General features: G+C 66.8%; 17 protein-coding genes. 10 read left to right on the top strand and 7 right to left on the bottom strand.

Annotated features, from left to right (window positions below; all coding sequences use genetic code 11):
- The first annotated feature begins 62 nt into the window (after positions 1–62).
- The 6 genes from AC07O3_RS27920 to AC07O3_RS27895 all read left to right on the top strand — a co-directional run bounded on the left by AC07O3_RS27920 (position 63) and on the right by AC07O3_RS27895 (position 7159).
- On the top strand, positions 63–983 hold the full coding sequence (locus AC07O3_RS27920; RefSeq protein WP_093053723.1) for an ABC transporter substrate-binding protein: 921 nt from the start codon (positions 63–65) through the stop codon (positions 981–983).
- Positions 984–1008: 25 nt separating this feature from the next.
- Positions 1009–2520 (top strand): sugar ABC transporter ATP-binding protein, encoded by a 1512-nt coding sequence (locus AC07O3_RS27915; protein WP_495340831.1) that lies wholly within the window; start codon positions 1009–1011, stop codon positions 2518–2520.
- A gap of 96 nt (positions 2521–2616) precedes the next feature.
- On the top strand, positions 2617–3597 hold the full coding sequence (locus AC07O3_RS27910; RefSeq protein ID WP_093053717.1) for an ABC transporter permease: 981 nt from the start codon (positions 2617–2619) through the stop codon (positions 3595–3597).
- Between the two features lie 36 nt (positions 3598–3633).
- Positions 3634–4764 carry an alcohol dehydrogenase catalytic domain-containing protein gene (locus AC07O3_RS27905; protein WP_093053714.1) on the top strand — a complete coding sequence of 377 codons (1131 nt, stop codon included), beginning with the start codon at positions 3634–3636 and terminating at the stop codon, positions 4762–4764.
- 13 nt (positions 4765–4777) lie between these two features.
- Positions 4778–6304, top strand: coding sequence for an FGGY-family carbohydrate kinase (locus AC07O3_RS27900; RefSeq protein ID WP_495340830.1), 1527 nt, complete (start codon positions 4778–4780; stop codon positions 6302–6304).
- Between the two features lie 117 nt (positions 6305–6421).
- Positions 6422–7159 carry an SDR family oxidoreductase gene (locus AC07O3_RS27895; protein ID WP_426391158.1) on the top strand — a complete coding sequence of 246 codons (738 nt, stop codon included), beginning with the start codon at positions 6422–6424 and terminating at the stop codon, positions 7157–7159.
- A gap of 12 nt (positions 7160–7171) precedes the next feature.
- On the opposite strand, the gene AC07O3_RS27890 is transcribed toward AC07O3_RS27895, so the two are convergent.
- Genes AC07O3_RS27890 through AC07O3_RS27880 form a run of 3 tightly spaced genes read right to left on the bottom strand, consistent with a single transcriptional unit; the run spans position 7172 to position 10666 of the window.
- Entirely contained in the window at positions 7172–7489 is a 318-nt protein-coding gene (locus AC07O3_RS27890; protein WP_093053707.1) for a polyhydroxyalkanoic acid system family protein, read from the bottom strand.
- Positions 7482–8606, bottom strand: a complete 1125-nt coding sequence (locus AC07O3_RS27885) for an aminopeptidase (protein WP_495340829.1) — start codon at positions 8604–8606, stop codon at positions 7482–7484. Before AC07O3_RS27885 ends, AC07O3_RS27890 begins: the two co-directional genes overlap by 8 nt.
- Positions 8603–10666, bottom strand: coding sequence for a molybdopterin-containing oxidoreductase family protein (locus AC07O3_RS27880; RefSeq protein WP_093053701.1), 2064 nt, complete (start codon positions 10664–10666; stop codon positions 8603–8605). Before AC07O3_RS27880 ends, AC07O3_RS27885 begins: the two co-directional genes overlap by 4 nt.
- A 51-nt stretch (positions 10667–10717) precedes the next feature.
- Between AC07O3_RS27880 and AC07O3_RS27875 the strand changes: the two genes are divergently transcribed.
- Entirely contained in the window at positions 10718–11845 is a 1128-nt protein-coding gene (locus AC07O3_RS27875; RefSeq protein ID WP_093053698.1) for an ABC transporter substrate-binding protein, read from the top strand.
- Between the two features lie 22 nt (positions 11846–11867).
- Here AC07O3_RS27875 and AC07O3_RS27870 read toward each other — a convergent pair whose 3' ends face one another.
- The 4 genes from AC07O3_RS27870 to AC07O3_RS27855 form a co-directional block, all read right to left on the bottom strand.
- Positions 11868–12962: a M14 family metallopeptidase gene (locus AC07O3_RS27870; protein ID WP_495340828.1), complete on the bottom strand. Its 1095-nt coding sequence runs from the start codon at positions 12960–12962 to the stop codon at positions 11868–11870.
- Complete coding sequence (locus AC07O3_RS27865) at positions 12959–14161, bottom strand: M20 aminoacylase family protein (protein ID WP_489014817.1); 1203 nt, start codon at positions 14159–14161, stop codon at positions 12959–12961. Before AC07O3_RS27865 ends, AC07O3_RS27870 begins: the two co-directional genes overlap by 4 nt.
- A gap of 87 nt (positions 14162–14248) precedes the next feature.
- A complete protein-coding gene (locus tag AC07O3_RS27860; RefSeq protein WP_097200559.1) occupies positions 14249–14746 on the bottom strand; it encodes a nucleoside deaminase in 498 nt (165 codons plus the stop codon).
- 19 nt (positions 14747–14765) lie between these two features.
- On the bottom strand, positions 14766–15956 hold the full coding sequence (locus AC07O3_RS27855) for a glycerophosphodiester phosphodiesterase (RefSeq protein WP_495340827.1): 1191 nt from the start codon (positions 15954–15956) through the stop codon (positions 14766–14768).
- 105 nt (positions 15957–16061) lie between these two features.
- Here AC07O3_RS27855 and argE point away from each other — a divergent pair, with 105 nt between their 5' ends.
- From argE to AC07O3_RS27840, 3 genes are all read left to right on the top strand, one after another.
- Positions 16062–17228, top strand: coding sequence for an acetylornithine deacetylase (gene argE, locus AC07O3_RS27850; RefSeq protein ID WP_093053687.1), 1167 nt, complete (start codon positions 16062–16064; stop codon positions 17226–17228).
- Positions 17221–18486: a DUF445 domain-containing protein gene (locus tag AC07O3_RS27845; protein WP_495340826.1), complete on the top strand. Its 1266-nt coding sequence runs from the start codon at positions 17221–17223 to the stop codon at positions 18484–18486. Before argE ends, AC07O3_RS27845 begins: the two co-directional genes overlap by 8 nt.
- 113 nt (positions 18487–18599) lie before the next feature.
- Positions 18600–20252: a Vgb family protein gene (locus AC07O3_RS27840; protein WP_495340825.1), complete on the top strand. Its 1653-nt coding sequence runs from the start codon at positions 18600–18602 to the stop codon at positions 20250–20252.
- Positions 20253–20338: the final 86 nt, after the last annotated feature.

Genomic DNA, 20338 nt, shown 5'->3' with positions numbered 1-20338 from the left:
CCGCGTGGGGCGAGCCTTTGTCCGCGTTTTTCGACAGTCACAAACCCAAGGAGACAGCCACCATGAAGAACATCCTCAAAGCCACCGCCCTTACTGCCGCACTGGTCTGCGGCGCATCCGCCGCGCAGGCGCAGGCCCCGAAGCAGCCGCTGCGCATCGGCATGACCTTCCAGGAGCTCAACAACCCTTACTTCGTGACGATGAAGCAGGCGCTCGAAGAGGCCGCAGCCAGCATCGGCGCGACCGTGGTCACCACGGACGCGCGGCATGACGTGGCCAAGCAGATCGGCGACGTGGAAGACATGATCCAGAAGAAGGTCGACATCCTGCTGCTGAACCCGACCGACTCCACCGGCGTGCAGTCGGCCGTGCGCTCGGCCAAGAAGGCGGGCCTCGTGGTGGTGGCGGTGGACGCCAACGCGCAGGGCCCGGTCGATTCCTTCGTCGGCTCGAAGAACACCGACGCCGGACGCCTTGCCTGCGAATACCTGGCAAAGAGCATCGGCGAAAAAGGCGACGTGGCCATCCTCGACGGCATTCCCGTGGTGCCGATTCTGGAGCGCGTGAAGGGCTGCCGCGAAGCACTCGCCAAGTACCCCGGCATCAAGGTGGTGAGCACGCAGAACGGCAAGCAGGAGCGCGCCACCGCGCTCACCGTGACCGAGAACATCCTGCAGGCCAACAAGGATCTGAAGGGCGTTTTCAGCGTGAACGACGGCGGCTCGATGGGCGCGCTCGCGGCCATCGAAGCCAGCGGCAAGGACGTGAAGCTCACCAGCGTGGACGGCGCACCCGAGGCCATCAAGGCCATGCAGAAGCCGGGCTCGAAGTTCATCGCCACCACCGCGCAGTACCCGCGCGACCAGATCCGCCTGGCCATCGGCATCGCGCTGGCCAAGAAGTGGGGTGCCAACGTGCCCGCCGCGGTGCCGGTCGACGTGAAGCTGATCGACGCCGAAGGCGCGAAGACCTTCACCTGGTAACCGACGCCAGAAGCAGCGCACGGCCATGAACGACACCGCCGAAATGCTGAGGCTCGAAGGCGTCTCGAAGAGCTTTCCGGGCGTGAAGGCACTCGCGGGCATCGACCTCTCGATCCGCAAGGGCGAAGTGCACGCGCTGCTCGGCGAGAACGGCGCGGGCAAGTCGACGCTGATGAAGATCCTCGGCGGCATCTACCAGGCCGACGAGGGGCGCATCTTCATCGAAGGCAGCGAGCGGAAGTTCGCGGGCTACAACGATGCGATTGCTGCCGGCATTGGCATCATCTTCCAGGAGTTCAGCCTCATCCCGTACCTGAACGCGGTGGAGAACATCTTTCTCGGTCGCTACCTGAAGAACCGTTTCGGGCTGATGGACAAGGCGGCGATGAAGCGCTCTGCGCAGGCGCTGTTCGACGAGCTGGGTGTGCAGATCGACCTCGGCGTACCGATCTGCCGGCTCTCGGTGGCGCAGCAGCAGTTCGTGGAAATCGGCAAGGCGCTGTCGCTGAAGGCGCGCCTGCTGGTGCTCGATGAGCCGACCGCCACGCTCACACCGAACGAGGCCGGCCACCTGTTCAAGATCATGCGGGAGCTGCGCGCCAAGGGCGTGGCGATGATCTTCATCTCGCATCACCTCGACGAAATTTTCGAGGTGTGCGACCGCATCAGCGTGCTGCGCGATGGTGCCAATGCGGGGCATGCCGAGGTGGGCGCGACCGATGTGGATGCGCTGGTCGAAATGATGGTGGGCCGCCGCATCGAACACAACTTTCCGCCGAAGCCGGTGCCCGCGCCGCGCGGGCGCAAGGTGCTCGAAGTGCCGCACATCCAGCTAGCGAAGGGCGGCCCCATCAACGCCTTCGATCTGCATGAAGGCGAGATCCTCGGCTTTGCGGGGCTGGTCGGTTCGGGCCGCACCGAGTTGGCGCTGGGCATGATGGGCGCCGACCGCGTGCACCGCAAGACAGTGCTGCGCAACGGCAAGCCTGTGCGCCTGGACGACCCGACGCAGGCGCTGGAAAACGGCATCGGCCTGCTGCCCGAAAGCCGCAAGGTCGAAGGGCTGATCACCGACTTCACGATCCGCTTCAACATCTCGCTGAACAACCTCGGCAGGCACCGCAGCGCGGGGCTGGTGAGCCAGGCGTCGGAGAAGCAGGCGGCCGGTGAACTCTCGCGCCGCGTCGGTGTGAAGGCGCCGAACATCGAGACGCGCGTGGCCACGCTGTCAGGCGGCAACCAGCAGAAGGTGGTGATCGCGCGCTGGCTCGGCCACGCCTCTGAAGTGCTGATCTTCGACGAGCCCACGCGCGGCATCGACGTAGGTGCCAAGGCCGAGATCTACAGCCTGATGCGCGAGCTCACGCAGCAGGGCAAATCGATCGTGATGATTTCGAGCGAGCTGCCCGAAATCGTCGGCATGTGCGATCGCGTTGCTGTGTTCTCGGGCGGGGCCATCGTGGCGACGCTCGAAGGCGACGCAATCAACTCGGGCGACATCATGCGTCACGCTACTTCATCCGGGGGCGCTCAATGACTGCGACAGAGATTTGTTCGGGGCGCGATCACGCCGACAGCGCCCACTGTGCACAGGGCATCCCGTCTTCGCGCAATACCCAGTGGAGCACATGAAATGAACGCAACCGCAACCCACCCCACACCACCGGCACCTGCAGGCGGCTTCTTCACCCAGCTGCGCCGCTCCACAGCCTTCCTCCCGCTGGTAGGCCTGGTCGCGATCTCGGTCTTCATGATCGTCGCGACCGACAACTTTCTCTCCTGGGGCAACCTGCAGAACATCGCGCTGCAGTCGTCGATCAACGCGATCATCGCGGTGGGCATGACGGCCGCGATCCTCACCGGTGGCATCGACCTTTCGGTGGGCGCGGTGGTGGCACTGTCGGGCACGTTGGCCTCGGGAATGATGGTGCAGTTCGGCCTGCCGCCGATGCTGGCCGTGCCGCTCGGCCTGGCCGTTGGCGTGGTGATCGGCCTGTTCAACGGCTATTGCGTAGCCTACCTGCGCATGCCGCCGATCATCGTGACGCTGGCCACCATGGGCATTGCGCGCGGCATTGCGCTGATCTACACGGGCGGCTATCCCATCGACGGGCTGCCCGATTCTTTCGCCTTTCTCGGCGGCGGCGTGCTGGCCGGCATCAAGGTACCGATCCTCATCATGCTGGCGACCTACCTCGTGGCCTACGTGCTGCTGAACATGGCGCCGTTCGGCCGCTACGTGTATGCCATCGGCGGCAATGAGGAAGCCACTCGACTCTCGGGCGTGCGCGTGTCGCGCTACAAGCTGCTCGTGTATGCGCTGAGCGGGCTGACCGCCGCCATCGCCGGCATCGTGCAGGCAGCGCGCGTGACCAGCGGACAGCCCGGCGTGGGCGTGGGCTTCGAGCTCGACGCCATCGCAGCCGTGGTGATGGGCGGCACATCGATTGCCGGCGGGCGCGGCGCCATCGTCGGCACGCTGGTCGGTGCGCTGCTGCTGGGCGTGCTGAACAACGGCCTCAACATGATCGGCGTGTCGCCGTACCTGCAATTGATCATCAAGGGCGGGATCGTCCTGCTCGCCATCTTCATCAGCCGCGAAGCCAAGCGCTGACTTCGCAACAGACACATTCCCCACTCCCCCCACCTCATGTCTTATCAAAAGCTCCAGCCCGGTACGTCCGGCGCCATCGCACAACTCGCTTCAATGCAGGCCGTCGTCTGCCATGGCCCGAAGGACTATCGCCTCGAAACCGTCGACATGCCGGCCATCGGCCCGAACGAGTTGCTGATCTCCATCGCCGCCTGCGGCATCTGCGCCTCCGACTGCAAATGCCACTCGGGCGCGAAGATGTTCTGGGGCGGCGACGGCCAGCCCTCATGGGTCAAGGCGCCGGTCATCCCCGGCCATGAATTCTTCGGCTACGTCGAAGCCCTGGGCGAAGGCGCGGGCGAGCACTTCGGCGTGGAGAAAGGCGACCGCGTGATCGCCGAGCAGATCGTGCCCTGCGGCAAGTGCCGCTTCTGCACTTCAGGCAAGTACTGGATGTGCGAAGTGCACAACATCTTCGGCTTCCAGCGCATCGTGGCCGATGGCGGCATGGCCGACTACATGCGCCTGCCGCCGACCTCGCGCGTGCACAAGATCCCCGACGGCATTTCGCTGGAAGACGCGGCCATCATCGAGCCGCTGTCCTGCGCGATCCACACGGTGAACCGCGGCGACATACAGCTCGACGACGTGGTGGTCATCGCCGGCGCCGGCCCGCTGGGGCTGATGATGGTGCAGGTCGCGGCGCTGAAGACGCCGAAGAAACTCATCGTGATCGACCTCGTGCCGGAACGACTGGCGCTCGCCAAGCAATACGGCGCCGATGTCGTCATCAACCCCAAGACCGAGAACGCAGATGCCATCGTCAAGGGTTTGACCGAAGGCTACGGCTGCGACGTGTACATCGAGACCACCGGCGCCCCCATCGGCGTGACGCAGGGGCTGGACATGATCCGCAAGCTCGGCCGCTTCGTCGAGTTCAGCGTGTTCGGCTCGGAAACGAGCGCCGACTGGTCGATCATCGGCGACCGCAAGGAGCTCGACGTGCGCGGTGCGCACCTGGGGCCCTACTGCTACCCCGTTGCCATCGACCTGCTGGCGCGCGGCTTGGTCACCTCGCAGGGCATCGTCACGCATGGCTTTCCGCTGACCGAATGGGAGCGCGCCTTCGCGCTGGCAAACTCGCTGGATTCCATCAAGGTGCTGCTCACGCCGCAGCCCCGATCCTGAGAGACAACACACCATGAAATACGTGATCGGCGTCGACATCGGCACGCAGAGCACCAAGTGCCTGTTGGTCGGCATCGACGGCAAGGTGCATGCGCAGGCGAGCGTGGCCTACCAGCCCGAGACGCCGAAGCCGCTGTGGGCGCAGCAGGACTGCGCCGTGTGGTTCGACGCGGTGTGCGAGAGCGTGCGCATCTGTGTGGCCGGCAGCGGCGTCGTGCCGTCGGACATCGCAGCGATGTGCGTGAGCAGCCTGTACGGCGGCGCGGGCATTCCGGTCGACGAGCAGATGCAGCCGCTGCACCCTTGCCTGATCTGGATGGACCGCCGCGCCACCGCCGAGGTCGCATGGGTGAACGCGAACGTGGAAGTGCCACGCCTCGAAGCCATCACCGGCAACGGCGTCGACAGCTACTACGGCTTCACCAAGATCCTGTGGGTGCGCGAGCACCTGCCCGATGTGTGGGCGAAGACGCGCCATTTCCTGCCACCCAACAGCTATATCAATTGGCGGCTCACGGGCGAGCTGGCCGTCGATCACAGTTCCGCCGGCAACATCGGCGGCGTGTACGACGCGGCGCGCCGGCAGTGGTCCGAAGAGGCGATGCAGATGCTCGGCATTCCGTCGCGCATGATGCCGCCGCGCCTGGTCGAGTCGAGCGAGGTGGTCGGCGGCCTGAGCGCCGAATGGGCCGCGAAGCTCGGCCTTGTCGAAGGCATGCCGCTGATGGCGGGCGGCGTCGATGCAGCGGTGGCCACCTTCTGCGCGGGTGTCACCGGCAGCGGCGACCACGTGGCGATGATCGGCACCAGCATGTGCTGGGGCTTCGTGAGCCCCACGGTCGATGCACGGCACAAACTCATAACGATGCCGCACGTGTACAGCGGTGCGGACCGCAGCTATGTATTCGGCGGCGCGATCACGGCGGGTGCAGCCATCACGTGGTTCCGCGAAGCCTTCTGCCAGGCCGAAGTGGCAGAGGCGGCGCGCACCGGCGAAGATGCGCACGCACTGATCGAGCGCAAGGCCATCGACGTGCCACCCGGTGCGGAAGGCCTCGTGTTCCTGCCCTACCTCATGGGCGAGCGCAGCCCGATCTGGGACGCGCAGGCCAAGGGCGCCTTCATTGGCCTCTCGCTCGCGCACAGCCGGGCGCACCTGTACCGCGCGGTGCTCGAAGGCGTGAGCTTTGCACTGCAGCACAACATCGAGGCGGGACGCCAGAGCGGGCAGCCGCTGGACGACCGGCTGATCGTGGTCGGTGGCGCGGCGCACTCGGACCTTTGGATGCAGATCGTGGCGGACATCACGGGCTACCCGGTGTTCACCATCGAGCAAGAGGTCGAGGCCGCGCTCGGTGCGGCAATGCTCGCGGCATTGGGCGCGGGGCTGGTCGATGCGGCGACGGCCGAGCGCGGCTGGATCACGCTGGTGGAGCGGGCGCGGCCCGAACCCGCGGCACAGGCTGTGTATCGCGAGCGCTTCGAAATCTACAAATCGCTTTATCCAGCGTTGCGTGATGCGATGCATCGGCTGAAATGACTGCTCGATGCGATCTGGAGCGAAATAAAGAAGGAAGCCGCAAGCCGAGGGACATTCGCGGAGGGGAGCACCCGGTGTCATTCGCACGCACCCCGAACGAACACTGAAGCAACTGACATGACAACCTCCTTCAACTTCTCCGGCCAACGCGCACTGGTGACCGGCGCGAGTAGCGGCATAGGCCGCGCAGTGGCAATGCGACTCGCGCAGTCCGGCGCAAAGGTCACAGCCGTGGGACGCAACGCCGCGGCACTGGAGACGCTGCACGCCGAAGCCGGCTGCACGCCACTCGTGCTCGACGTGGCCGACGCACCCGCCCTGGAGCGTGCGCTTACCGCGTTGCAAGCATTCGACCTCGTAGTGAACTGCGCCGGTATCGCACTGCTCGAATCCGCTGTCGAAATGAAGGCCGAAAGCTTCGACACCGTGATGGCCGTCAACGCACGTGCCGCAGCACTCGCGGCCTCACGCTGCGGCAAGGCCATGATCGCGGCCGGCATACGCGGCAGCATCGTCAACGTGTCGAGCCAGGCCTCGCTGGTCGCACTCGACGCGCACCTCTGCTACTGCGCCTCGAAGGCCGCGATGGACGCCATCACGCGCTCGCTGTGCCTGGAGTTCGGGCCGCACGGCATCCGCGTGAACAGCGTGAACCCGACCGTCACGCTCACGCCCATGGCCGAACAGGCCTGGGCCGACGCGGACAAGAGCGCTGCCGCCCTCAGGAACATTCCGCTGGGCCGCTTTGCGCAAGTGGAGGAAGTGGTGGCGCCGATCCTCTTTCTGCTGAGCGATGGCGCGTCGATGGTGAGCGGCGTGGCGCTGCCGGTGGACGGCGGCTACACCATCGTCTGAAGCCGAAGTCTCTCAGGCGAGACGGGTGCCGCCACCCCGGGGGGATTCGAGCAACGCGTCGAGGTTGCGCGTGATCTTCTGCTCGATCATTTCGCTGAAGCTGCTGAACAGGAAACCCAGCGTCGCGTCGAGCGTGAAAGTGCTGGCCGTGACCTCGACGGTGCCGTCGATGCCAGCGCGCGTGAAGGTTGCCACGTCGCGGTCTTCGCCCTTGGTGTAGACGCATTCGAGGCCAAACTCCTGCTCGGCCTGCTTGATCCACTGGCGTGCGGCGACGCGCGCCCCGGCGATGCCCAGCGTGTGGTTGCGTTCGATATGGATGTCAGGCACCGTGATCTCCGTTTTTTTGTTCCGGGCTGGAATGGGTTTGCATGATGCCGGTCGCCGCCTGCAAGGCACTGCGGCGTTCTTCCGTGGTCGGCAGCGCGGCGATGCGCCGGACCTCAGTGTAAAAGCGCGGCCAGTCGTGGCCTTCGCGCTCGAAGAGTTTCTCGAAGCTGGGCACGAGATCGTCGTAGGCGCCCTGCGCGCCGAAGGCCGCGTTGTTGGCGCGCGCCACCCAGGCGTCGTACGCGTTGCGGCGGGGGCCGGACCAGCCCTCCTTCAGCTTCGCGTAGCGCTCGCGGAAATCGGCCATGGCCGCCTGCTTCATGACCTCGACCTTGGCCCAGTCCTTGGCCTTGGCTTCGGGCGATTCGTAGACCTGCGTCAGCGCGCGGCGGGTGTTGAGCGCCAACGCCCGGAAGTCCTGGCGCTGCCCATCGAACAGCGCGTACTCGCGGCGGGCCTGCTCGCCGGCTTCGCGCTGCAGCCACATCGCCCCGCCAATGCGCTCGACGGCCGTGGCGTACGACTCGTTGAACACCGTGTCGCCAGCCACGTAGAGCACCTGGTGCGCCAGTTCGTGGAACACGATGCGCGCGAGCTCGCCCTCGGGGTAGCCGATGAAGGTGGACAGCAGCGGGTCGCCGCCGGCCCAGTTCATCCAGCCCAGCGTGGAGTACGCGGGCACGGGGTACACGGCCACCTCCAGATCCTGCTTCTTCTGCGCCTCGGCTTCGGCCTTGGCCGCGTCCTCGCTGTAGTAGCCGCGGTAGCCCACGCAGCCCGCCACCGGGAAGCACCAGCTCTTGAGCGTGAGCGAGTACGGCGGCGCGGCCACCACGTTCCACACGGCGGCGGGGCGGTGCAGGTCGGCATACGACTTGTAGCTGGCGTTGTCGGGCAGGCCGAGTTCGGCGGAAGCGAAGCGGCGGATGCGCTGCGTGAGTTCGAGCTTGGCCTTCAGCGGCGCGGACACGGCCGGGTCGGCCAGCCACTCGGGCACCGGCTTGGCGGCCCGCATGATGCCGATGTGGCCGCTGGCGGATTGCCAGTAGTAGCCGAGGTCGGCGCAGCCGGTGAGCAACAGCGCGCCGGCCAGCGCAAGCGCGGGGAGAGGCCTCACGCCTTTTCGACCTCGACGAGGCAGTCGTAGAACGTGGGGCCGCGGCCGATGTCGGTCAGGCGCTGGCTGGTCAGCTCGTTGACGTTGGTGCCGTCCATGCCGAGCTTGCGCCACCAGATGCCCATGCCGTGCACCACGCCCTGCCGCGCACGGCGCGAGACCTCGGCGCGGCAGCGGTGCTCGCCGCGCTTGTTGAACACGCGCACCATCGCGCCGTCCTCGATGCCGCGTGCGGCGGCGTCGGCCTCGTGGATTTCGAGCAGCGGCTCGACCTCGATGGCGCGCAGGCTCGTCACGTTGACGAAGGTGGAGTTGAGGAAATTGCGCGCCGGCGGCGAGATCATGGCCAGCGGAAATTCGGTCGAACTGCCGGCCGGCTCCCAGTTGGGCACGTGGTCGGGCAGGCCGCCGATGCCCATGGCTTCGAGGCGCGCGCTGAAGAATTCGCAGCGGCCCGAAGGCGTGGGAAAGCTGCCTTCGGCAAACGGCGCCTCGGGCAGCTTCACGCTGGTGAAGCCCTGCGCCAGCAGCTCGGGGAAGTCGATGGCGTTGTCGGCAAAGGCGGTGCGGCACAGCGTCTCGTCGGAATCCGAGAAGCAGGACTCCGTAAAGCCCATGCGGCGCGCCAGCTCGCGAAACACCCAGGCGTTGCTGCGGGCCTCGCCGCGCGGTGCCACGGCCGGGCGGTTCAGCAGCACGTCGGTGTGGCCGTAGCTGCAGTGAATGTCCCAGTGCTCCAGCTGCGTGGTGGCGGGCAGCAGGTAGTCGGCGTAGTCGGCTGTGTCGGTGCGGAACTGCTCCAGCACCACGGTGAACAGGTCTTCGCGCGCGAAGCCCGCCGCCACCTTGGCCGACTCGGGCGCCACCGCCACCGGGTTGCTGTTGTAGACCACGATGGCCTCCACCGGCTTGGCGGTGTCCAGCAGCGCGTCGCCGATGGTGCTCATGTTGATGGTGCGCGGCTTGCGCCCGGCCAGCAGGTCGGGGCGCTGCAGCGCGGCGCGGTCGACCGGGTAGTGGCCAGAGCTGCTCAGCAGCAGGCCGCCCGCGCGGTTGCGCCAGGCGCCCACCAGAGCCGGCAGGCAGGCGATGGCGCGGGCGGCGTTGCCGCCGCCGCGCACGCGCTGCATGCCGTAGTTCAGGCGGATCGCAGCCGGCTTGGTGGTGCCGTAGGCCCTGGCCAGCGACACGATCTGCTCTTCGGGAATGCCGCAGACTTCGGCCGCGCGCGACGGCGGCCATTGCAACGCGCGCTCGCGCAGTTGCTCCCAGCCCAGCGTGTGGCTGGCGATGTAGTCGTGGTCGAGCCAGTCGTGCACGATCAGCTCGTGCATCAGGGCCAGCGCCAGCGCGGCGTCGGTGCCGGGCAGCAGCGCGATGTGCTCGTCGCACTTGTCGGCGGTTTCGGTCTTGCGCGGGTCGATGCACACCAGCCGCGCGCCGGCGCGCTTGGCGGCCTGGGCGTGGCGCCAGAAATGCAGGTTGCTGGCGATGGAATTGCTGCCCCAGATCAGGATCAGCCTGGCTTCGGCGAAGAATTCGATGCGCATGCCGACCTTGGCGCCCAGCGTGTAGACCATGGCTTCGCCGCCGGCCATCGAGCAGATGGTGCGGTCCAGCAGGGTGGCGCCCAGCTTGTGAAAAAAGCGCCGGTCCATCGACTCGCCCTGAACCAGCCCCATGGTGCCCGCATAGCTATAGGGGACAATAGCTTCGGGTTTTCCCTGTAATACTCGAAGATGCGCGGCGATGTCGTCCAATGCGGCTTCCCAAGACACCGGCTCGAACTGGCCGCTGCCCTTGGGGCCGACACGTTTCAGGGGCTGCACCAGCCGTTCGGCATGGTCGTTGCGTTCGATGTAGCGTGACACCTTGGTGCACAGCACGCCACCGGTGTGCGAGTGGGCGGCATTGCCCTGCAGCTTGACGGCCACGCCGTCCTTGACGGTTGTAACGAGCGCGCAGGTGTCCGGACAGTCGTGGGGACAGGCGCCCAGCACGGTGGTCGTTACGGGCTGGGGAGGCGCTTCTTCGAGCAAGGTATCCGGTGCGTGGGCCATCGGGCGAGTCTAATTTGTGCGCGAGTCAGAGCGCGGGAGTGGGTTTTCATCATGTTGAATCGACGTCATTTTTCTTTGGCCGCAGGCGCGGCCGCCACGCTGGGGAGTTTCGGCATTGCGCGGGCACAAGGCGACACGCCGCTGGTGCTGGGCCAGTCGGCAGCGTTCACCGGTCCGGCGGCGCAGCTGGGCATCCAGTTTCACCAGGGCGCCAAGCTGTTCCTGGACCAGTACAACGCCCAGTCGGGGCACCGCGACGTGGTCATCAAGAACCTCGACGACGGCTACGAGCCCGACCGCTGCGCGGCCAACACGCAGAAGCTGATCTCGGAAGACGTGTTCGCGCTCTTCGGCTACATCGGCACGCCGACCAGCCTGGCGGCGCTGCCGCTGGCGGTGAAGGACAAGGTGCCGTTCGTGGCCCCCTTCACCGGCGCGATGTCGCTGCGCGAGCCCTTCCAGAAGAATGTGTTCCACCTGCGCGCCTCGTACAACGACGAGACGGCGCTGATGGTGAAGCAGCTCACCCACCTGGGCCTGAAGAAGATCGCGGTCTTCTATCAGAACGACGCCTACGGCAAGGCCGGGCTCGACGGCGTGACGCTGGCGCTCGGCGAGCAGCAGCTCAAGCCGGTGGCGCTGGCCACGGTGGAGCGCAATTCGTCCGACGTGGCGCAGGCGGTGAAGACCATCGTGGCGGCGCGGCCCGACGCAGTGGTGCAGGTGGGTGCATACAAGGCCTGCGCGGCCTTCATCCGCGAGGCGCGCAAGGCGGGCTACGGCGGCACTTTCTTCAACATGTCTTTCGTCGGCACGCAGGCGCTGGCGGACGAGCTGGGCAAGGACGCGGCCGGCGTGATGGTGACGCAGGTGGTGCCCTCGCCCTACAACCAGGCCAATGCGCTGGCGCGCGAGTTCACCGAGGCGGTACGCAAGGCCGGCGGCGGCGCGAGTGCCAATTTTTCGAGCATGGAGGGCTACCTGGCCGCCAAGGTGCTGACCGAGGGCCTGCGCAAGGCCCCGGGCAAGCCCACGCGCGAGAGCCTGATCGCGGGGCTGGAAAGCATCGACCGCCAGCAGTTTGGCGGGTTCGAGGTGTCGTTCTCTGCCAAGAACCACGTGGCATCGAAGTTCGTCGAGCTCTCGATGCTGACTGGGGATGGGCGGGTCAGGACTTAGGGGCTTGTGCTGACCGATCAGGTCAGCCGCTGAGCCCGTCAGCAGCCTGGAACATCGCCTGCCGCGCCTGGCTGACGATCTGCCCGCGCCAGGCATCGGTGTCCGTATAGAACGCTTCCAGCATCCGAGCACGGATACCGTCGGCCAGGTCGGCCGGCGCCTGGGGGTGCTTGTGCAGCCAGTGGTCGGCACGCAGCGCGCCGGTCACTTCGAGGATCGGCAGCGTGCCGTATTCGAGCGCGATGCCGGTGTACTCTGCCTGCGGGCACTCCTCGTAGACGGAGTCCCACATCAGCCCGCGCAGCAGCGCCGAGGTCGAGGAGCCGTCGTAGATCGAGGTGACGGGCGCGGCGGGCGTGCCCCACCACGCATTGGCGCGCGCATAGGCGACCTTGTCGTCGCGGCAGGCGAAGATGCGTTCGCCCAGACCGTTCGGGCCCAGCCCCGTGTGCAGGTCGATCCAGGCAATGCGCTTCGCGTTGCCCGCGTGCCGCTTGAGCACGCCGCGGAGGGTCTTGTTGCTCCAGGTCGGCGCCTTGCCGCCGAAGAACAGGCCATCGTCGAACTGGTATTGCCCGCTGGTCACGGCCGCCTGGTAGGCAGTGGCGCCGTGCTTTGCGATCCACTTGTCCACCGCCGCCTGGTTCTCGGGCGTGGGCGGCCAGGTGGCGGGCAGCAGCAGGTCGTGCAGCTTGGCATACGGCTCGTTGACCGGCACCGGCTTCGAGAAGTCGATGAAGTTGCGGTTCAGGTCGACGTTCTCGTGCGTCACGCGCCGGCCGTAGGAAAAACCGTGCGGGTTGAGCGCATGCACGTACAGCACCGCCACGCCCTGTGCCTTGGCCTTCTCGCGCCATTCGGCGTCGTGCAGCGCGAACACCTGCACGCCGCTGCCGCAGTGGCCCTCGGCGCCATGGCAGGCGCTGCTGACGATCAGCAGGTTCTGCGCATTCGCGTCGCCGTCGAGCGCGACGTCCATCGACAGGTCTTCGCCGTCGCGCCCCTTGAGCGGGTGCGCATGCGGCTCGACCGTGAGGCCGGCGCTCACGCAGCCTTGCAGGAACTTCTGGCGCGCCTGGGCGTAGCGCGGCGAAAAGGCCTCTGCGATGCCGATCATGTCGCTGCGCCGCCGGGCTTGAGGAACTGCTCGGCGATCTGCACCCAGCAGGTGGCGCCCAGCGGGATGAGGTCGTCGTTGAAGTCGTAGCTGGCGTTGTGCAGCGTGCACGGGCCTTCGCCGTGGTGCACGTCGCGGTGCGTGCCGTCGCCGTTGCCGATGAAGGCATAGGCGCCGGGCTTGGCCTGCAGCATGAAGGCGAAGTCTTCGGAAGTCATGGCGGCCTCCTGCTTCAGCACGTTCTCGGGGCCGACGATGCCGCCCATCACGCGGCGCGCGAAGTCGGCTTCGGCCTCGGTGTTGATGGTGGGCGGGTAGTAGCGCTCGAAGCGGAAGTCGCAGGTGGCGTCGTGCGCCGCGCAGATGTGGTCGCAGACCTGCTTCATCTTCGCCTCGATCAGGTCGAGCACCTCCAGCGAGAAAGTGCGCACCGTGCCCGACAGCTCGCAATTGTCGGGAATCACGTTGTTGGTTTCGCCGGCGTGGATGGTGGTGACCGAGATCACGGCCGAATCGGTCGGCTTCATCTTGCGCGTGAGGATGGTCTGGAAGGCCTGCACGATCTCGCAGGCGATAGGCACCGGGTCGATGCCCGTATGCGGCAGCGCGGCATGGCCGCCCTTGCCGATCACGTTGACGTGGAACTTGTTGCCCGAGGCCATCACCGGCCCGGGGCTCACGGCGAACTGGCCCGCTTTCATGCCGGGCCAGTTGTGCATGCCGAACACTGCATCCATGGGGAACTGCTCGAACAGCCCTTCCTTGATCATTTCGCGGGCGCCGCCGCCGCCCTCTTCCGCGGGCTGGAAGATCAGGTAGACGGTGCCGTCGAAGTTGCGGTTCTTCGCCAGGTGCTGGGCGGCCGCCAGCAGCATGGCCGTGTGGCCGTCGTGGCCGCAGGCGTGCATCTTGCCGTGGTGCTTGCTGGCGTGGGCGAAGGTGTTGAGCTCGGTGACGGGTAGCGCGTCCATGTCGGCGCGAAGGCCGACTGCGCGGCTGCTGGAGCCATTCTTGACGATGCCCACCACGCCGGTGGTGCCCAGGCCACGGTGAATGGGAATGCCCCATTCGGTGAGCTTGCCTGCCACCACGTCGGCGGTGCGGACTTCCTGGAAACAGAGTTCGGGGTGGGCGTGGAGGTCACGTCGGACGGCGGCGATGCCAGCCGCCTGCGTGACGAGCGAGTCGATGAGTTTCATGGCGTGGACGTCTCAAAATGCCAGTCTATCCACTCTGGCGTTTCGAGGCACCACCAAAAATGCGCACCCCGCGTGCGCACCCGGGGTTCAGTGCCCGGCGGTCCAGAAGCCGACGTGCGGCGCGGAGGCTTCCTCTTCGAGCAGCGGCCCCACCACCTCGACGCGCCGCTGCCCGCGCGCAAAGACCTCGCGGCAGGGGAGCGAAAAGGTCGGGTTTTCGGGGTGGTCGCCGGTCAGGCCGAGCAGCGCATGCTCTGAAAGCGCGTAGACCACGCGGCCGATGTTCGTCCAGTAGATGGCGCCCGCGCACATGCAGCAGGGCTCGGCGCTGGTGAACAGCGTGCAGCGCGCGAGCTGCTCGGGCGTGAGCAGGCGCGCGGCCTGCGCGGCGGCGGCCAGCTCGGCGTGCTGCGTGGGGTCGCCCTCTGGCGGCATCGAGTTGTTGCCCGCAGTGACGACGACCTCGCCATGCTCGTTCGCCACCAGCGCGGCAAAGGGATGGCGCCCACGCGCCTTCGACTCGTCCGACAGGCGGATGGCCATGCGCAGCAGTTCGAGGTCGCGCGGCGACAGGTCGGTGGTCATGCCTGGACGATGCCTCCGCTCAGCGGCCGATGCTCTTCAGGTAGTCGGCGCGCGCAGCCAAGGCGGTGTCGGTGAAGTCGGTGAACACGCCATCCACACCGAGCTTGTAGTACACGCCGTATTCGTTCTTGCCGTCCTTGTTGTAGTCGGACGCCAGGCGGCGCGACTCGTTGCGGAAGGTGAATGGGTGCACGAACAGGCCAGCCTTGTGCGCATCGGCAATCAGCGAGGTGGGCGCTGTGGAGGTGGCATCGGCGTCGTTGATCTTGCCGTCCTTGTTGACGTCCACCGGCTTGCCGTCGGCGCCGATGGTGCCCTTGATGCTCACGATGTAGCGCTTCCACGGGCCGATGCCGTCGGCGTAGGTCTTGATCTCGGCCAGGCCTGCGGGCGTGACCATGGCGTCGAAGTTGCGCTTGTCGCCGGCCTTGGTCCAGTCGTAGGGGCGGTCGCTGGGCACGGCGAAGGTCACGGCGCCGGTCTTCAGGTCGACGCTGTCGCCGTCGATCAGCTGGATGAGCCGGGTGTTCAGGCCCTTGCTCTTCATGTACTTCAGGCTGCCGGGCTCGAAGGACTGCACGTAGATGGGCGCGGTCTTGCTGTTCCAGCCGGCCGCGTTGATGGCGGCGATGACCTTGTCTTCCAGGGGCAGGCCCAGGTCGCGGAAGTAGGTCGGGTTCTTGGTCTCGGGGTAGATGGCGATGGTGCGGCCGGTTTCCTTCGACTTGGCCTTGGCGAAATCGATGATCTCCTGGAACGTGACGATCTTGAACTTGCCGTTGAATTCCTGCGGACGCTCGGCGTCGGTGGAGATGCCGCCCAGGGTCTTGATCTCGGCCAGCGTGAAGTCGTTGCTGAACCAGCCGGTCTGGGTCTCGCCGTCGATCTTGATGGTCTTCTTGCGCGAGGCGAAGCGGGGATGCTTGGCCACGTCGGTGCTGATGGCGAGGTTGGGGTCGTGGCGGGCGATGAGCACGCCGTCCTTGGTGGAGATCAGGTCCATCTCGATCACGTCGGCGCCGAGCTCGATGGCGCGGGCATAGGCTTCGAGCGTTTCTTCCGGCAGGTAGCCGGATGCACCGCGGTGGGCGATGACCAGCGGCGGGTTGCCGTCGAGCGTCAGCAGCTTGTTGCTGGAAGGTCCGGTGGTGCCGCAGGCGGCCACGCAGAGGGCGGCGGTGGCGGTCAAGGCGATCTGAAGGGTGCGCATGGTGCTGGTTTCTCCGTCCAAAAGAAGAGGGGCAGCGTACCCGCTTCGCGTGAAGGCTTCGACATCCGCGCACGCGCGGCGCCGACTTCCGGGAGAATGTGTTGCATGCTCCACACGCTTTCCCCCCAAAGCCTGCTGCTGGCCCAGACCCTGGTGCGCATGAACACCGTCAGCGCCAACAGCAACCTCGAACTGATCGACTTCGCGCAGAGCCACCTCGCGGCCCTGGGCGTCAAAAGCCGCATCACCTACAACGCCGAACGCACCAAAGCGAACCTGTTCGCCACGCTGGGCGAAGGCAAGCCAGCCGGCGTGATCGTCTCGGGACACACCGATACGGTGCCCTGGGACGGACAGGACTGGAGCGTCGACCCGCTCTCCGCCGTGGTGCAGAACGAGCGCCTCTACGGGCGCGGCTCGGCCGACATGAAGAGCTTCATCGCCATCGCGCTGGCCAATGCCCATCGCTTCCTCGAGAGCGACTCGCCTTTCGCGGTGCACTTCGCCTTCAGCTACGAGGAAGAGATCGGCTGCTTCGGCGTGAAGGAACTGATCGCCGACATGCGCGACGCCAACATCAAGCCTATCGCCTGCATCGTGGGCGAACCCACCAGCATGGTGCCCGCCATCGCGCACAAGGGCGTGTACCGCTACAAGTGCTGCGTGCGCGGCAAGGAAGCGCATTCCTCGCTCACGCCGAAGTCGGTCAACGCCATCGAAATGGCGGCCCGGGTGATCGGCAAGGTGCGCGACATGGCGGAAGACTTCGAGCGCAACGAGCCCCGCTACGAGGGCTTCGACGTGCCTTTCAGCACCGCGAGCGTGGGCCAGTTCCACGGCGGCATTGCCGACAACGTGGTGCCGCGCGACGCCGAGTTCCGCTATGAATTCCGCGACCTGCCGACCGCCGACGCCAAGCGCATGCAGGCCGACGTGGTGGCCTACGCGGGCAGCATCGAACCGGCGATGAAAAAGGTCGCGCCCGACGCGGGCTTCAGCTTCGAGACCATCTGCGAGATTCCGAGCTTCCTTGGCGCGGCCGACAACCCGATCACCAAACTGGCGCAGCGCCTGGCGGGCGAAGAACGCACCACGCTGGTGGCCTTCGGCACCGAAGCGGGCCTGTTCAAGAACGCCGGCATCCCCACCGTGGTGTGCGGACCCGGCAGCATCGAGCAGGCGCACCAGCCCGACGAATTCGTGAGCCTCGAGCAACTCGCGCGCTGCGAGCTGTTCATGGAACGTCTCGCGTCCACGCCCGCCATTGGCTGAACCCGCAGAAAACGGCGGCGATGCGCTGGGGCGCATGAAGCGCGTCGCGCTCGGCCTGCTGTGCGGCGCGGCGTTGCTCTACGCAGTGGCGAGCGCGCTTCATGCGCAGCACCCGGCCTGGGGCTACGTGGCCGCCTTTGCCGAAGCCGCGATGGTCGGCGCCATTGCCGACTGGTTCGCGGTGGTGGCGCTGTTTCGCCATCCGCTGGGCCTGCCGATTCCGCACACCGCGATCATCCCGAGCAACAAGGACCGCATCGGCGCCAAGCTCGCGGGCTTCATCTGCGACAACTTCCTGAGCACCGAACAGGTGCTCGGCAAGCTGCGGCAGTTCGATGCGGCCGGGCGCATCGCCGACTGGCTGGCACGCCCCGCCAGCGGCGAGAAGCTCGGCGAATGGGGCGTGGCCGCCACGCGCTACGGGCTTTCGGCCTTCGACGACGAACGGGTGCGCGACTTCATGGGGCGTGCCGCCGCAGCCGGCCTCGAAAAAATTGACCTCTCGCGCCTGACGGGCCAGGCGCTCGATGCGCTCACCGCCGGCGGGCGCCACCAGGCCCTGCTCGACGACGTGCTGCAGCAGGTAGCCGGCCTGCTTGAAGGCGACGAGGTGCAGGCGCACATCACCGAGGCCATTGCGCGCGAGATCAAGACGCTGCGCTACGTGGGCCTCGACCAGGTGGCGGCCAAGCTGGCCACGCGCAAGATCGTCGCGGCCGTGGCGCGCACCATCGGCGAGCTCGCGGCCGAGCCCGACCATCCGATGCGCAAGCGCTTCGATCACTTCGTCGACGACTTCGTGGTGCGCCTGAAGCTCGACCCCGAGTTCCAGCAGCGCGGCGAGCAGATCCGCGCCGAGCTCATCGCGCACCCCGCCCTCGGCGACTACCTGCACGGGCTGTGGGGCGAGCTGCTGGCGTGGCTGCACGACGACTTGGGCCGCGACGACTCGGCCATCCGCCAGCGCCTCGCCTCGATGGCCGGCGCGCTGGGCACGCGGCTGCAGGGCGACGAAGCCATCCGCCGCTGGATCAACGAGCAGATCGAGGCCGCCGCGCCGCTGGCCATCGAGCGCTACCGCGAAGACATCCGCCGCTACATCGAGGAACGCGTCGGCGAGTGGAACGCGCAAGAGATGACGCTCGAACTGGAACGCCACATCGGGCGCGACCTGCAGTTCATCCGCATCAACGGCACGCTGGTGGGTGGGCTGGTGGGGTTGCTGATCCACACGGTCACTCAGCTGCTGCGCGGCTGAACGGGCTCGGGTAATCCACAGCGGACGAAAGTCCGCATAGTGTCTCCGGAGAGACTTTGCGGCCCCTTTCGCCTCCTAGACTGCTTCGCGCATCAACAAGAGGAGAAAACGCCATGCCCTGTCGAAGCAGCCTTCGCGCGGTCGCGCTGACCGCCACCCTCGCCCTGATGGGCGCCTGCAGCACGGTCGCGCCGCCATCGCCTGCCACGCGGCCAGCATCGTGGGCCGCTCCTGAAGCGCTGGTCGCCCCGTCGTCCTTCTCAGGCGTGCACGGGCTGGCCATCGACGCGAAGGGCCGGCTGCTCGCGGGCTCGGTCGTCGGCAACACGCTGTGGGAGGTCGACCGAAACACCGGCGCGGCCAAGGTGCTCATCGACGCGCCCGAGGGCCAGGCCGACGACATCGCCGTGGGTCCGAAGGGCGAACTGGCCTGGACCAACTACCTCATGGGCATGCTGCGCTACCGCGAGAGCGACACCGCCCCGATGCGCGTGCTGGCCAAGGACCTGCCCGGCCTCAACTCGCTCGACTTCGACCGCCGCAACGGCAAGCTCTACGCCTCGCAGGTGTTCCTGGGCGACGCGCTGTGGGAGATCGACCGCGAAGGCCAGAAGCCGCCGCGGCTCATCAAGAAGGACATGGGCGGCTTCAACGGCTTCGAGGCCGGCCCCGACGGCATGCTCTACGGGCCGCTGTGGTTCAAGGGACAGGTCGTGAAGATCGACCCGGCGAACGGCAACATGACCGTGATCGCCGACGGCTTCAAGATCCCGGCCGCCGCCAACCTCGACGGCAAGGGCAACCTCTGGGTGGTCGATGCGCGCAGCGGCGAGCTGGTGAAAGTAGACCTCGCCACCGGGCGCAAGACGGTCGCAAAGCAGTTGCGGGCCTCGCTCGACAACCTGGCCATCGCGCCGGACGGCACGATCTACGTGTCGAACATGGCCAACAACGAGGTGCAGGCCTTCAACCCCGCCACCGGCGAACTTCGCACGCTCACCAGCGGCAAGGTGGCGGTGCCGGCCGGCATGAAGATCGACGGCAACGACCTGTGGGTGGCCGACGTCTTCGGCTTCCGCCAGGTCGACGTGCGCACGGGCGAGGTGCGCGACGTGTTCCGCATGCAGCGCGAGCCCGATCTCGACTACCCGTTCGCAGTGGGGCTGTCGCCAAAACTCTTTGCGCTGAGTTCGTGGTTCACGGGCACGGTGCAGCTGGTCGACCGGCAGACGCTGAAGACCGTAGAAACCATCCACGGCCTGAAGGCACCGTTCGACGCCATCCCCATGCCCGACGGCAGCGTGATCTACGCCGAAATAGCTACCGGCAGCATCACCCGCGCCAGCGGGCCGAAGTTCACTGAAAAGTCAGTGCTTGCTAGCGGCCTGAACGGCCCGGTGCAGATGATCGTCGGCCAGGACGGCGCGCTCTACGTGACCGAGGCGGCCGGCAAGCTGCCGCGCATTCCGCTGGACGCCAGCGCGCCGTTGCGCACCGTGGCTGACGGGCTGGCGCTGCCCGAAGGCGTGGCGCAAACGCCGTGGGGCAGCTTCATCGTGGCCGAGAGCGCGGCGCGGCGGCTGGTGGAAATCGCCCCCGACGGCACGCGCCGCACGGTCGCCGAGAACCTGCCGATCGGCCTCGCGCCCGGCCCCGGGCTGCCTCCGCCCTACGTGGTCACGGGCGTCGCCGTGGGACGCGACGGCACGATCTACATGTCGGCCGATCGCAACAATGCGATATATCGAATTCGCCCCGTAAGGTAGCGTAACAATAAGTGTAAATTGGAGTTTACTTTTAAAAACAAATATTACAGACTGCGCGGGACGTCTTGTGGCGTCCCGATTGCATC

The organism is Variovorax sp. GW821-FHT09D05, from assembly GCF_059416325.1.
This window is presented reverse-complemented; position numbering and strand designations above follow the sequence as displayed.